Annotated in this window: 10 protein-coding genes; 8 read left to right on the forward strand and 2 right to left on the reverse strand. The window is 61.3% G+C overall.

Translation table 11 applies throughout. From position 1 onward, the window contains the following. Window positions 1-22: 22 nt before the first annotated feature. The gene (locus tag PMI25_RS23540) at window positions 23-3,301 is read right to left on the reverse strand and encodes a sensor domain-containing protein (RefSeq protein WP_007969231.1); all 3,279 of its coding nucleotides are present in this window, start codon (window positions 3,299-3,301) and stop codon (window positions 23-25) included. 68 nt (window positions 3,302-3,369) lie between these two features. Then, window positions 3,370-4,260, reverse strand: coding sequence for a LysR family transcriptional regulator (locus tag PMI25_RS23545; RefSeq protein ID WP_007969232.1), 891 nt, complete (start codon window positions 4,258-4,260; stop codon window positions 3,370-3,372). A gap of 141 nt (window positions 4,261-4,401) precedes the next feature. Here PMI25_RS23545 and leuC point away from each other — a divergent pair, with 141 nt between their 5' ends. From leuC to truA, 8 genes are all read left to right on the forward strand, one after another. Next, window positions 4,402-5,820: a 3-isopropylmalate dehydratase large subunit gene (gene leuC / locus PMI25_RS23550; protein ID WP_007969233.1), complete on the forward strand. Its 1,419-nt coding sequence runs from the start codon at window positions 4,402-4,404 to the stop codon at window positions 5,818-5,820. A gap of 13 nt (window positions 5,821-5,833) precedes the next feature. Continuing rightward, window positions 5,834-6,478, forward strand: a complete 645-nt coding sequence (gene leuD / locus PMI25_RS23555; RefSeq protein ID WP_007969234.1) for a 3-isopropylmalate dehydratase small subunit — start codon at window positions 5,834-5,836, stop codon at window positions 6,476-6,478. Window positions 6,479-6,623: 145 nt separating this feature from the next. Beyond that, window positions 6,624-7,391 (forward strand): class I SAM-dependent methyltransferase, encoded by a 768-nt coding sequence (locus tag PMI25_RS23560; RefSeq protein ID WP_007969235.1) that lies wholly within the window; start codon window positions 6,624-6,626, stop codon window positions 7,389-7,391. Between the two features lie 55 nt (window positions 7,392-7,446). Further along, window positions 7,447-8,529, forward strand: coding sequence for a 3-isopropylmalate dehydrogenase (gene leuB / locus PMI25_RS23565; RefSeq protein WP_007969236.1), 1,083 nt, complete (start codon window positions 7,447-7,449; stop codon window positions 8,527-8,529). 66 nt (window positions 8,530-8,595) lie between these two features. Then, on the forward strand, window positions 8,596-9,708 hold the full coding sequence (asd, locus tag PMI25_RS23570) for an aspartate-semialdehyde dehydrogenase (protein ID WP_003226428.1): 1,113 nt from the start codon (window positions 8,596-8,598) through the stop codon (window positions 9,706-9,708). 247 nt (window positions 9,709-9,955) lie between these two features. Continuing rightward, on the forward strand, window positions 9,956-10,966 hold the full coding sequence (locus PMI25_RS23575) for an aspartate-semialdehyde dehydrogenase (protein ID WP_007962197.1): 1,011 nt from the start codon (window positions 9,956-9,958) through the stop codon (window positions 10,964-10,966). Between the two features lie 209 nt (window positions 10,967-11,175). Then, window positions 11,176-13,812: a FimV/HubP family polar landmark protein gene (locus PMI25_RS23580; protein WP_024164490.1), complete on the forward strand. Its 2,637-nt coding sequence runs from the start codon at window positions 11,176-11,178 to the stop codon at window positions 13,810-13,812. 277 nt (window positions 13,813-14,089) lie between these two features. Then, window positions 14,090-14,914, forward strand: coding sequence for a tRNA pseudouridine(38-40) synthase TruA (truA, locus tag PMI25_RS23585; protein ID WP_045122178.1), 825 nt, complete (start codon window positions 14,090-14,092; stop codon window positions 14,912-14,914). Window positions 14,915-14,929 lie beyond the last annotated feature (15 nt).

Genomic DNA, 14,929 nt, shown 5'->3' on the forward strand with positions numbered 1-14,929 from the left:
TGGCGCCCTTTTTTTGTGCCCGTCATTCGAGCATCTTTTTCAGCTCATCCAGTGCCACCGGCCGACTGTGCAGGTAACCCTGATACAAATGGCAGCCCAGCCCCTGCAGGAACGCCAGTTGCTCCGGTGTCTCCACGCCTTCGGCAATCACTTCCAGTTCCAGGCTGCGGGCCATGGCGACGATGGCGCGGATGATTTCGGCGTCGTTGGGATCGGTGGTCGCGTCGCGGATGAACGACTGGTCGATTTTCAGGGTGTCGACCGGCAGGCGCTTGAGGTAGGTCAGCGATGAATAGCCGGTGCCGAAATCGTCCATGGCGAAGCTCACGCCGAGTTTTTTCAGACGCCGCATTTTGATGATGGTGTCATCCAGGTTCTGGATGACGATGCCTTCGGTGATCTCCAGTTTCAGCAGCGAGCAGGGCAGGCCGTGGCTGATCATGCTGTGTTCGATGCGTTCGACGAAGTCGTTCTGGCGGAATTGTCGTGGGCTGATGTTCACGCACAGGCTGAAGTTGAGCGGATCGACCAGTTTCAGCGCGATCAATTGTTTGAACGCCTCGCAGGCCTCGTCGAGGATCCAGGTGCCGACCTCCAGAATCAGGCCGCTGTCTTCCAGCACCTTGATGAACTCAGTGGGCGATTGCGCGCCGAGTTCCGGGTGATTCCAGCGCACCAGCGCCTCGGCGCCAATGATGCGGTTGTCCTGCGCATCGACCTGCGGCTGGTAATGCACGTTGAACTCGCCGCGCGACAACGCCAGGCGCAGATCGGTCTCCATGCGCAGCCGTTCGCTGGCCGCTTTCTGCATGGTGTTGTGGTACATCTGCGTGGTGTTGCGCCCGGAATCCTTGGCCCGGTACAGGGCGATGTCGGCGCGTTTGAGCAGGTCGGTCGGGGTCGAGCCGTGATCGGGAATCAGTGCCACGCCGATGCTCGGTGTCACCTGCAGGCGCTGGCCGTCGAGGAACATCGGCTCCGAGAGCAGCTCGCGAATGGTGTCGGCCAGTTCCCGCACTTGTGCGCTGACCTCGTTGCGCGTGCCTTCGAGGCCACTGAGCAGCACCACGAACTCATCGCCGCCGAGACGCGCCACCGTGTCCTCCATGCGCACGCTGGCTTCGAGTCGCGCGGTGATGATTTTCAGCACCGTGTCGCCGACCGGGTGGCCCAGCGAGTCGTTGATGTGCTTGAAGTGGTCAAGGTCGAGGAACAGCAGCGCACCGCGCAGGTTGTGGCGCTTGAGCAGGGCGATCTGCTGGCTCAGGCGATCCATCAGCAAGGCGCGGTTGGGCAGATTGGTCAGCGGATCGTGATAGGCCAGATGGCGGATCTGCGCTTCGGCGTTTTTCAGCAGGCTCACATCCCGGGCGGTCAGCAGCAGGCACGCGGTTTCGTTGAGGGTGATCGGTTCGATCGACACTTCCACCGTCAGCAGTTCGCCGCGTTTGTTGCGCCCGAGCATTTCCTGATGGTGCACGCGGCCCTTGATCTGCAGTTCGGCAAGCAGCGCCGAGCGTTGTTTCTCTTCGGCCCAGATGCCGATCTGGTACACGGTCTTGCCCACCACTTCTTCGGCACGATAGCCGGTGAGGCGGCAGAAACCGTCGTTGACTTCCAGATAGCGCCCGGTGTCACGTTCGGTGATGGTGATCGCGTCGGGGCTGGAGTGAAACGCCTTGGCGAATTTCTCTTCGCTGGCCTTGAGTGCGGCTTCGGAGCGCTGTTGCTGGGTGATGTCGCGCAAGGTGGTGACGATGCACGGCTGATTGCCGACGCTGATCTGCCGGCTGGAAATCACGCAGGTCAACGACTGGCCGTCCTTGTGCTGGACGATGATTGCCACATTGCTCAGGCCCTGTTCGCGGATCACCCGCTCGATGCGTTGCAGGCTTTTTGCCGAAGCATCCCACAGGCCGATGTCTTCAGCGGTGCGGCCGATCACGTCGGCAGCGCTCCAGCCGAAGGTCTGGGTGAAGCTGTTGTTGATTTCGATGAACTCGCCGCTGTCCTGGCGGGTGACGCAGATCGGGTCGGGGCTGACCTGGAACAGGGTGGCAAATTTCTCTTCCGAGGCGACCAGACGCTGCTCGCGTTCGACCTGATCGGTGATGTCCAGCAGGGTTCCGGCCATGCGCAGCGGCGCGCCGTTTTCGTCACGGTAGAGGCGGGCGCGGCTTTCCAGATAACGCGAACTGCCATCCGCCAGCTGCACGCGATAAGTCAGTTGATAGTTGCCCGCCGGGCCTTCACGCAGGCTGCGGTAGGCGTCGCGCATGCTGTCGCGCTCCTCGCCGGGCACGCCTTCGAAGAACTCCTCGAACGATTCGTGAAACGGAATCGGCTCCAGCCCGTGCAATTGCGCGGCCCGCGCCGAGCCGTAGAGCATGCCGCTGGGGATGTGCCAGTCCCAGGTGCCGAGTTGCGCCGAGTCCAGCGCCAGATCAAGGCGTTCCTGGCTGTCTTTCAAGGCGTGTTCGGCGACTTTGCGTTCGGTGGTGTCGAGAAACGTGCTGAGCAGATACGGCTGGCCTTCGAGTTCGACCTTTTGCGCACTGAGGATACCGTCATGAATCTGCCCGTTGCTGGCGCGGAACTGCACTTCCATGCTGATCAATTCGCCTTTGGCCTTGGTCTTTTTCACCAGCTCTGCGCGTTGCTCGGGGTGTACCCACAGGCCCAGTTCCAGTGTGGTGCGGCCAATGGCGCTCTGCACCGGCCAGCCGAACAGGCTTTCGAAATACTGGTTGGCCTCGCTGATCAGGCCGTCTTCCTGGCGCGTCAGCAGCACCATGTTCGGGCACAGGTGAAAGAGTGTGGCGAAACGTTTCTCCGAACTGCTCAGGGCCTGTTCGCGCTGGCGCTGGTGGGTGATTTCGCGAATCACCCCGATCATTCGGGGACGGCCGTGTTTGTCCGGCAGCAGGCTGCCGCTGATTTCCAGCCAGTGCAGGCTGCCGTCGGGCCAGCGGATGCGGTGGTGCATCGCCTGTTCCAGCGGGGCGCCGGCAATCACCGCGTGGAAGGCGCGCACGGTTTTCGCCCGGTCCTCGGGCGGCAGCAGGTCGAGATATTCCAGATCCTGGGGCAGCGGTTGCCGAGGATCGAAGCCGAACAGCGCCTGGGTGCCCCGAGACCAGCTGATCTGCCCGCGCTCGATGTCCCAATACCAGGCGCCGAGCCGGGCGCCGTTGAGTGCGGCGAGCAATTGCGGCGCACTCTCCCAGCTCTGCTCGGAACGTCGCGGATCAATGGCCTGAATACGCGGCATCGGCGGAATTCGGTCAACAGATTTCGGCATTGTTAACGGGCCTTGAGCTGATGGTGGCGTTAGGCACAGGGACAGCGGCTCTATAGGAGTAGCACAAGTTAGCCTGGAGTCCCTGGCAGATCGATTTGCGCATCCAGCAAGGCCATGAAAGCCCTTGCCGCATTCGACAGCGTCCGTTCGGTGTGCACGATATAGCCTAGCTGGCGACTGAGCTGTATGCCCGGCAAAGGTATGCGCGCGACCTGTTCATCGAGCATGGTGCGTGGCAGAACACTCCAGGCCAGACCAATGGAGACCATCATCTTGATGGTTTCCAGGTAGTTGGTGCTCATGGCGATGTTCGGCGTCAGCCCCTGGGCCTCGAATAAGCGTTGGACAATATGGTGGGTAAAGGTGTTGCCTCCGGGAAAAACCGCCGGATGGCCGGCAATGTCCGCCAGGCTCACGGCGCCATTGCTGATCAGCGAATGCTCCGGTGCCACCACGAAGTCCAGCGGGTCGTCCCACACGGGCGTGGCTTTGACCAGCGTGTGCGGCTCCGGCGCCAGGGTGATCACGGCCAGTTCTGCACGGCCATGGAGGATTTCTTCGTAGGCCACTTCCGAATCGAGGAACTGAATATCCAGCGCCACTTGTGGGTAGCGACGGGTGAATTCCCTCAAGAGTGGCGGCAGGCGGTGCAGGCCGATGTGGTGACTGGTGGCCAGGGTCAGCCGGCCGCTGACTTCGCCGGTCAGGTTGGTCAGGGCGCGGCGGGTGTCGTCCAGCACGTTGAGAATCTGGTAGGCCCGGGGCAGCAGGGCGCGTCCAGCCTCGGTCAGGCCGACTTCACGACCGAGTCGGTCGAACAGTCGCACCTTCAATTGTTGCTCCAGTCCGGCGATGCGTTTGCTGATCGCCGGTTGCGTCAGATGCAGGCGTTCCCCGGCGCCGGAGAAGCTGCCGGTCTCGGCGATGGCGATAAAAGCGTTGAGGTTGGCCAGATCCATGAATCGTATTCCAGTTGGTTATCCAAAGCATAAAAAATATGAATTTGAGTTATTTAATCTAACCCCATAGGATCGGCCTCACAAGCCAAAGGGTTATTGATAAGCCCAGGGCATAGAAACAAGCTGATGAGGAACCGTCTGATGGCCGGCAAAACGCTCTACGACAAGCTCTGGGATTCGCATTTGGTCAAACAGCGCGACGATGGCTCTGCGCTGATCTACATCGATCGTCACATCATCCACGAAGTGACCTCGCCGCAAGCCTTCGAAGGCCTGCGTCTGGCCGGGCGCAAGCCGTGGCGCATCGATGCCAACATCGCGACCCCGGACCACAACGTACCGACCACGCCGGAGCGCAAGGGCGGCATCGCAGCCATTGCCGACCAGGTCTCGCGTTTGCAGGTTCAGACCCTCGATGACAACTGTGATGAGTACGGCATTGTCGAGTTCAAGATGAACGACATCCGTCAGGGCATCGTCCACGTGATCAGCCCGGAGCAGGGCGCAACCTTGCCGGGCATGACCGTGGTCTGCGGCGACTCGCACACCTCGACCCACGGCGCTTTCGGTGCCTTGGCACACGGGATCGGCACTTCCGAAGTCGAGCATGTGCTCGCCACCCAGTGCCTGGTCGCAAAGAAAATGAAGAACATGATGGTGCGCGTGGAAGGCCAGTTGCCGTTCGGCGTGACCGCCAAGGACATCGTCCTCGCGGTGATCGGCAAGATCGGCACCGCCGGCGGTAACGGCCATGCCATCGAATTCGCCGGCAGCGCGATTCGCGACCTGTCCGTCGAAGGCCGCATGACCATCTGCAACATGTCCATCGAGGCCGGCGCCCGCGTGGGGCTGGTGGCAGCGGATGAAAAGACCGTCGAGTACGTCAAGGGCCGTCCGTTCGCGCCAAAAGGCGCGCAGTGGGATCAGGCGGTTGAAGCCTGGAAAGACCTGGTCTCCGACGCAGACGCCACGTTCGACACCGTAGTCGAACTCGACGCCGCGCAGATCAAGCCGCAAGTCAGCTGGGGCACTTCGCCTGAAATGGTCCTGGCCGTTGATCAGAACGTGCCGGATCCGGCCAAAGAGATGGATCTGGTCAAGCGCGACTCGATCGTCCGCGCCTTGAAATACATGGGTTTGAGCGCCAATCAGGCGATCACCGACATCCAGCTGGATCGCGTGTTCATCGGCTCCTGCACCAACTCGCGCATCGAAGACTTGCGCGCTGCGGCCGTGATCGCCAAGGGCCGCAAGGTCGCTTCGACGATCAAGCAGGCCATCGTGGTGCCGGGTTCGGGTCTGGTGAAGGCGCAGGCGGAGGCCGAAGGTCTGGACAAGATCTTCCTCGAAGCCGGTTTCGAATGGCGTGAGCCGGGTTGCTCGATGTGCCTGGCGATGAACCCGGACCGTTTGGAGTCCGGCGAGCATTGCGCCTCGACCTCCAACCGTAACTTCGAAGGCCGTCAGGGCGCCGGTGGTCGTACCCACCTCGTGAGCCCGGCCATGGCCGCTGCGGCGGCGGTGAACGGTCGTTTCATCGACGTTCGTGAATTGATCTGAAGGAGAGCGCAGCATGAAAGCTTTTACCCAGCACACTGGTCTTGTCGCGCCTCTGGATCGTGCCAACGTCGACACCGACCAGATCATCCCGAAGCAGTTTTTGAAGTCGATCAAGCGTACCGGTTTCGGTCCGAACCTGTTCGACGAGTGGCGTTACCTGGATGTCGGCCAGCCGTATCAGGACAACTCCAAGCGCCCGTTGAACAAGGAGTTCGTGCTCAACGCCGAGCGTTATCAAGGCGCCAGCGTATTGCTGGCCCGCGAGAACTTCGGTTGCGGCTCCAGCCGTGAACACGCGCCATGGGCACTGGAAGAATACGGTTTCCGCAGCATCATCGCGCCGAGCTACGCCGACATCTTCTTCAACAACAGCTTCAAGAACGGCTTGCTGCCGATCATCCTGAGCGACGCTGAAGTCGATGAATTGTTCAAGCAGGTCGAGGCCGAGCCGGGCTATCAATTGCAGATCGATCTGCACGAGCAGACCGTGACCAGCCCGAACGGCAAGGTGTACCGCTTCGAGATCGACGCGTTCCGCAAGCATTGCCTGCTCAATGGGCTGGACGATATCGGCCTGACCTTGCAGGACGGTGATGCGATTGCCGCGTTCGAGGCCAAGCATCGTGTGAGTCAGCCGTGGTTGTTCCGCGATGCGTAATGATTCGAAGCTGATGTAGTCAGAGCTGGCCCCATCGCTGGCAAGCCAGCTCCCACAGGTATTTGCGGTGTTCACAAAACCTGTGGGAGCTGGCTTGCCAGCGATGAGGCCGGAACAGGCATCCCAAGATCAAAAGGAAGTCCCCATGACCAGCACCGCCCAGCACACCCAGGTTGTACAAAAGCAATTCGGTGAACAGGCCGCCGCCTACCTGAGCAGCGCCGTTCACGCGCAAGGCACCGAATTCGCGCTGCTACAGGCTGAGCTGGCAGGGCAGAGCGATGCCCGGGTGCTGGATCTGGGTTGTGGCGCCGGTCATGTGAGTTTTCATGTGGCGCCGCTGGTCAAGGAAGTGGTGGCTTACGACCTGTCGCAGCAAATGCTCGACGTGGTCGCTGCTGCGGCTGTGGATCGTGGGTTTGCCAACATCTCCACGGTCAACGGCGCCGCCGAGCGCCTGCCGTTTGCCGATGGCGAATTCGATTTCGTGTTCAGCCGTTATTCGGCGCACCATTGGAGCGACCTCGCAGTGGCCCTGCGTGAAGTGCGCCGGGTGCTGAAACCGGGTGGTGTGGCAGCGTTCATCGACGTGTTGTCACCGGGCAGCCCATTGTTCGACACCTATCTGCAAAGCGTTGAAGTGCTGCGCGACACCAGCCACGTGCGTGACTATTCCGCCGGCGAGTGGCTGCGTCAGGTCAGCGAGGCCGGGCTGCATACCCGCAGCACCACCCGTCAGCGCCTGCGTCTGGAATACAGCAGTTGGGTCGAGCGCATGCGCACGCCCGAGGTGATGCGTGCGGCGATCCGCCAGTTGCAGCAGTCGATGGGCAACGAAGTGCGCGAATATTTTGAGATTGATGCCGATGGCTCGTTCAGTACAGATGTGATTGTGCTGATGGCCGAACGATAAGAATTTTTCCCGGCGCGCCCGTTATAAGCGTACCGATTGAAGACACGAGGAAAGCATGAGCAAGCAGATTCTGATTCTCCCAGGTGACGGTATTGGTCCGGAAATCATGGCCGAAGCGGTCAAGGTGCTGGAGCTGGCCAACGACAAGTACAGCCTGGGCTTCGAGCTGAGCCATGACGTGATCGGTGGTGCCGCCATCGACAAGCACGGCGTGCCGCTGGCCGACGAAACCCTCGAGCGTGCCCGTGCTGCCGACGCAGTCCTGCTGGGCGCCGTGGGCGGCCCGAAATGGGACACCATCGAGCGTGACATCCGCCCTGAGCGCGGTCTGCTGAAGATCCGTGCGCAACTGGGCCTGTTCGGCAACCTGCGTCCGGCGATCCTCTACCCGCAACTGGCCGACGCTTCGAGCCTGAAGCCGGAAATTGTTGCCGGTCTGGATATCCTGATCGTCCGTGAGCTGACCGGCGGCATCTACTTCGGCGCGCCACGCGGCACCCGTACTCTGGACAACGGCGAGCGTCAGTCCTACGACACCCTGCCATACAGCGAGAGTGAAATCCGCCGCATTGCCCGCGTCGGTTTCGACATGGCCATGGTTCGCGGCAAGAAGCTGTGCTCGGTGGACAAGGCCAACGTGCTGGCGTCCAGCCAACTGTGGCGTGAAGTGGTCGAGCAGGTTGCCAAGGATTACCCTGAAGTCGAACTGAGCCACATGTACGTCGACAACGCCGCCATGCAACTGGTGCGCGCACCGAAGCAGTTCGACGTGATCGTCACCGACAACATGTTCGGCGACATCCTCTCCGACGAAGCGTCGATGCTCACCGGCTCCATCGGCATGCTGCCGTCGGCCTCGCTGGATTCGAACAACAAGGGCATGTACGAGCCTTGCCACGGTTCGGCGCCGGACATCGCCGGCAAAGGCATTGCCAACCCGTTGGCGACCATTCTGTCGGTGTCGATGATGCTGCGTTACAGCTTCAATCTGCACGATGCGGCCGATGCCATCGAGAAAGCCGTCAGCGTGGTGCTGGATCAAGGTCTGCGTACCGGTGATATCCATTCGGCCGGTTGCACTAAAGTCGGAACGCAGGAAATGGGTGACGCAGTAGTCGCCGCGCTGCGGAATCTGTAATCTCTCGGGCCCGCTGCGAAATTCAATACAAAGCAGCGGCCCACTTTTCAAGAAGGTGTAGTTGCGATGAAACGTGTAGGTCTGATCGGTTGGCGCGGCATGGTCGGTTCCGTGCTCATGCAGCGGATGCTGGAAGAGCAGGATTTCGATCTTATCGAGCCGGTGTTTTTCACCACTTCCAATGTCGGTGGCCAAGGCCCGTCCGTGGGTAAGGACATTGCTCCGCTCAAGGACGCTTACAGCATTGAAGAGCTGAAAACCCTCGACGTGATCCTGACCTGCCAGGGCGGCGACTACACCAGCGAAGTGTTCCCGAAGCTGCGCGAGGCCGGCTGGCAGGGTTACTGGATCGACGCGGCTTCCAGCCTGCGCATGAACGATGATGCGGTGATCATTCTCGACCCGGTCAACCGCAAGGTCATCGACCAGCAGCTGGACGCGGGCACCAAGAACTACATCGGCGGCAATTGCACCGTCAGCCTGATGCTGATGGGTCTGGGCGGTCTGTTCGAAGCCGGTCTGGTCGAGTGGATGAGTGCCATGACTTATCAGGCGGCCTCCGGTGCCGGTGCGCAGAACATGCGTGAACTGATCAAGCAGATGGGCGCGACTCACGCCGCTGTCGCCGATCAACTGGCCGACCCGGCCAGCGCGATCCTCGACATCGACCGTCGCGTGGCCGAAGCCATGCGCAGCGACGCGTACCCGACTGAAAACTTCGGCGTACCGCTGGCCGGCAGCCTGATCCCGTGGATCGACAAGGAACTGCCGAACGGCCAGAGCCGCGAAGAGTGGAAGGCCCAGGCCGAGACCAACAAGATCCTCGGTCGCTTCAAGAGCCCGATCCCGGTCGATGGCATCTGCGTGCGCATCGGCGCCATGCGCTGCCACAGCCAGGCACTGACCATCAAGCTGAACAAAGACGTGCCGATCGCCGATATCGAAGGGCTGATCAGCCAGCACAACCCTTGGGTCAAACTGGTGCCGAACAACCGCGACATCAGCATGCAGGAGCTGAGCCCGACCAAGGTTACCGGCACCCTGAACGTACCGGTAGGTCGTCTGCGCAAGCTGAACATGGGGTCGCAATTCGTCGGTGCCTTCACCGTCGGCGATCAGTTGCTATGGGGCGCGGCCGAACCGCTGCGCCGTATGCTGCGGATTTTGCTGGAGCGTTGATCGCTTGATGCAATGAAAGAACCCGTGCCTTGTGAGAGGTGCGGGTTTTTTTATGCCTCAGGTTTCCCGTTGTCTGTTCTGACGCCTTCGCGAGCAAGCTCGCTCCCACATTAGAAATGCATTCCCCTGTGGGAGCGAGCTTGCTCGCGAAGGGGCCGGTACAGGCGCTACAAATTCCGACAGAAATTGCCTGCATGCCAGTCACCCGGTAAAGTGCCGCTCCCCCCGTTTCGCCAGAGGTAGAACCATGACCCAGACCCTAGATATTGCCGTAATCGGCGCCACCGGTACTGTCGGCGAAACCCTCGTACAGATTCTCGAAGAACGCGACTTCCCGGTTGGTAACCTGCATCTGCTCGCCAGCAGCGAATCCGCCGGCAGCTCGGTGCTGTTTCGCAACAAGAACGTGCGCGTGCGTGAAGTTGACGAGTTCGATTTCAGCAAGGTCAAACTGGTGTTCTTCGCCGCAGGCGCTGCCGTTTCCCTGAGCTACGCGGCGCGTGCTCATGCCGCCGGTTGCTCGCTGATCGATCTGTCCGGCGCATTGCCGGCCGAGCAGGCGCCGCAAGTGGTGCCGGAAGCCAATGCCGAGGTCATTGCCGGTCTGAAAGCGCCGTTCCAGGTCAGCAGCCCAAGCCCGTCGGCGACGACGCTGGCGGTGGTGCTGGCACCGTTGCTTGAGCTGATCGAGCTGCAATACGTCAACGTCACCGCCAATCTGGCCGTGTCCGCGCAAGGTCGCGAAGCTGTGACCGAGCTGGCGCGACAGACCGCCGAGTTGCTGAACATGCGTCCGCTGGAGCCGACCTTCTTCGACCGGCAGATGGCCTTCAACCTGCTGGCCCAGGTCGGCATGCCCGACGCTCAGGGCCACACGCTGCTGGAAAAACGCCTGGTGCGCGAGTTGCGTCAGGTACTGAAGCAGCCTTTATTAAAGATTTCCGCCACTTGCGTTCAAGCCCCGGTGTTTTTTGGCGATAGCTATAGCGTGACCTTGCAGTCAGCGAGCGCGGTCGACCTGGCAAAAGTCAACGCGGCCCTTGAAGACGCACCCGGTATCGAGCTGGTCGAAGCCGGCGATTATCCGACCGCAGTGGGTGACGCGGTGGGGCAGGACGTTGTCTATGTCGGTCGGGTGCGCAACGGCGTTGACGACATGGCGGAACTTAATCTGTGGCTGACGTCAGATAACGTACGCAAAGGCGCAGCCCTGAATGCTGTGCAGGTCGCTGAATTGTTGATAAAAGACCTGCTGTAAAAGATACTTGGCAACAATTTGTCGACTGATTCTAGGTGAGCGCTATGCTTGCTCGGAGCACTCGATAACGTGTCACCCTCCGGGACTTTCCGGGGCATCAAAGAAATGATCGCGCGCGGCAGTCTGTCGTCGTCGCGCGCAATGCCTTACGGCAGCGGCAATCAACATCTTCTCGCTGGCCGAGGAACGTTCAAACAAAGGATGAGGCTATGGTTCAAGTTCGCAAACTGGTGTTAGCAATAGCGGCCGCCTCGGCGCTGTCCTCCGGTATGGCGCATGCCCTCGGGCTCGGGGAGCTGACCCTGAAGTCGACCCTGAACCAGCCGCTGGTGGCCGAGATCGAGTTGCTCGACGTCAAGGATCTCACCGCTGCCGAAGTGGTGCCGAGCCTGGCTTCACCCGAAGATTTCGCCAAGGCCGGCGTTGATCGCCAGGCCTTCCTCAATGACCTGACGTTCACTCCGGTGCTCAACGCCAACGGCAAAAGCGTGCTGCGCGTGACGTCGAGCAAGCCGCTGTCGGAACCGATGGTGAAATTCCTCGTGCAGGTGATGTGGCCCAACGGCCGTCTGCTGCGCGATTACAGCGTGCTGCTGGATCCGTCGAAGTTCTCGCCGCAGACCGCTGATGCCGCCGCACAACCGGCGCCGTCGCAGACCATCACCGCACCGACCACCGGCGCCACGCACCCGTCGCAATACACCACCACGCCGCGCGACACCCTGTGGGAAATCGCCGCGAAGGCGCGCACCGGCGGTTCCGTGCAGCAGACCATGCTCGCGATTCAGGCACTCAACCCGGATGCGTTCATCGACGGCAACATCAACCGGCTGAAAACCGGTCAGGTGCTGCGTCTGCCGGACTCGGTGGAAAGCACCGCGCTGCCGCAGTCCAAAGCCATTGCCGAAGTTGCGGCGCAGAACGAAGCCTGGCGTCAGGGCCGTCGTTATGTGGCCAAGCCTGGCACTGGTCAGCAGCAGCTCGACGCGACCAAGCGTGGCAGCAGCAATGTCGGCGCCGGGCAGAACGCCAAGGACAACCTGAGTCTGGTCTCTGCCGAAAACGCCAAGGGTCGTGGCAAAGGCCCGGCCGGCGATGCCAAGGCCTTGAGCAACAAGCTGGCGGTCACTCAGGAAAGCCTCGACACGACCCGTCGTGACAACGAGGAACTGAAAAGCCGCATGGCCGATCTGCAAAGTCAGCTGGACAAGCTGCAACGCCTGATCGAGCTGAAGAACAACCAATTGGCGAAGATGCAGGCAGAAGGCCCGGGCACCGCGCCAGCCGCCACCGCTGCGGTGCCGGCGATCACTGCCGAACTGGCTGCAACTCCTCCAGCCACTCCGGCAGAAGCGGCACCCACGCCAGAGTCGGCGATTGCCCCTCCGGTCGATACGCCTGCCGAGACGCCTGTCGTCGCGCCTAAGCCGGTTGTCGACGAAGACAAAACCTTCAACGAGCTGCTGACCAATCCGATCCTGCTGGGTCTGATCGGTGGCGGTGCGGTGGTGCTGCTGCTTCTTCTGTTGCTGCTGGCCCGTCGCCGCAAAGCCCAGCAGGAGGCCGAGAAACACCTGCGCATGGCTCGTGCGCTGGCGGAAGAGCAAGAGTTCTCCGCCGAGCAGGATCTGCCGGAAAGCAGCTTCGAAGGTCTGGAAACCCCTGCCGCCAGCGTCAAGCTCAACACCCCAGCACCTGCGCCAGCGCCTGCTGCGGTCGTGGCGCCGGTGGTGATGGCTGAGCCGATTGCCGCGCCATTGGTCGCGCCATCCGCCGAGCGTTCCGATGACGTGCTGGACAAGGCGCAGTCGCACATCAATGCCGGCCGCCTGAATCAGGCCGCAGCGTTGCTGGAAGAGGGCGTCAGCCTTGAGCCACAACGCAGTGATCTGCGTCTGAAACTGATGGAAGTCTACGGCCAGCAGGGCGACCGTGATGCATTCGTCGGTCAGGAGCGTCAGCTGGTGGCCAACGGCGATAACTTCGCCAAGGTCGAAGAGCTGAAAAAACGCTTCCCGGCCATGGCGGTCGTCGCTGTCGCGGGTCTGGCCGCGGCGGCAGCCGCCGCCGAGCTCGATGCGCAATACGTCAAGGAGCTGCTGCTCGACGAGCCGGAGGCGCCTGCACCTGAGCCTGCGGCAGACGACCTCGACAGCGCGTTCGACCTGAGCCTGGACGATCTCGACAACATCACCCCGGTTGAACCTGCCCCTGTCGTCGCACCTGAAGCGCCGGTGGAGCTGGATGAATTCCCGGCCGACGACGATCTGAGCTTCGAATCGGTGCTGCAACAGCAGACCGAGATCAAAGACAATCTCGACGACCTGTCGGACTTCGACCTCGATCTGGACCTGGGTGCCGAGCCTGCGCCAGCCCCGGGGGCGGATCTGGCGGATGATGATTTCCTGCTGGACCTGGACGAGGGCGTGAAAGACCTGTCGCCGGTCGAGCCTGCAGTGGTGAACGAAGCGCCACAGGACGATCTGGAGCTGCCGGCGGATTTCGATCTGTCCCTGGCCGACGAAATGGACAGCAACCCCGCAGCCGAGCCTGACGCATTCGCAGCGGAACTGAATGACGTCAACGCCGAGCTGGATCGCCTGTCGCAGAGCATCGCCGAGCCGACCTTCACCGAAGCCGATGCGGCCTTGGGTGATGATCTGGGTGAAGACGACTTCGATTTCCTCGCCGGCACCGACGAAGCTGCAACCAAACTCGATCTGGCCCAGGCCTACATCGACATGGGCGACAGCGACGGCGCACGCGACATCCTCAATGAAGTGTTGACCGAGGGTGACGAAAAGCAGCGTGGCGAAGCCAAGGAAATGCTTTCGCACCTGGCTTGATTCGGCGTCAGCAGTAAACAGAACGGCAGCCCATCGAGGCTGCCGTTTTTGTTTGGGCTGGATTTTGTAGCGGCAATGCTATCGCCATCGCTGGCAAGCCAGCTCCCACAGGTATTGCATGCGCTGCAGAAACTGTGGGAGCTGGCTTGCCAGCGATGGGGCCGGATCGGTCAACACAGAACTGACTGGCATCCCCGACTCACAGCCTTATAATGCCCGCCTTTGTACCTCAGCAGGCTGTCCCACCTTGGCAAACATAGATAACCCGGTCGCCGAAATGGCGCCTGAAGGCTTTTACCGCGTGGCACTGGGCCTCGAGTACAAAGGCTCGCGCTACAGCGGCTGGCAGCGTCAGTTGACGGGTGTCGCAACCGTGCAGGAAGAGCTTGAAAAAGCCTTGTCGAAAGTCGCCAATTCGCCGGTCTCCCTGCAATGCGCCGGTCGTACCGATGCCGGGGTGCATGCCTGCGGGCAGGTGGTGCATTTCGACACGCAGGTCGATCGTTCGCTGAAAGCCTGGGTGATGGGCGCCAACATCAATCTGCCCCACGACATCAGTGTCAGTTGGGCGCGGGTGATGCCGGCGCATTTTCATGCGCGGTTCAAAGCCATCGCCCGGCGTTATCGCTATGTCATCTACAACGATCAGATTCGTCCGGCGCATCTCAACGAAGAAATCACCTGGAACCACCGCCCACTCGACGTCGAGCGCATGGCGCAAGCTGCGCAATACCTGATTGGCACCCACGATTTCAGTGCGTTCCGCGCCGGCCAGTGTCAGGCCAAGTCGCCGATCAAGAAGATGCATCATCTGCGCGTGACCCGTCACGGCAAGATGATCGTGCTCGATATCCGTGCCAATGCATTCCTGCACCACATGGTGCGCAACATTGCCGGCGTGCTGATGACGATTGGCGCCGGCGAGCGCCCGGTGGAGTGGATGAAGGAAGTTCTTGAAAGCCGCGAGCGCCGCTCCGGTGGTGTCACAGCGCATCCGTACGGGCTGTACCTGGTGCAGGTCGAGTATCACGATGAGTTTCCGTTGCCTGAGCGTTTTATCGGGCCACATTTCCTTACGGGTTTCTCGGGCCTTGACGGCTGACGCCCTCGGAAGCTT

The sequence above is a fragment of the Pseudomonas sp. GM30 genome (assembly GCF_000282275.2).
GTDB lineage: Bacteria > Pseudomonadota > Gammaproteobacteria > Pseudomonadales > Pseudomonadaceae > Aquipseudomonas.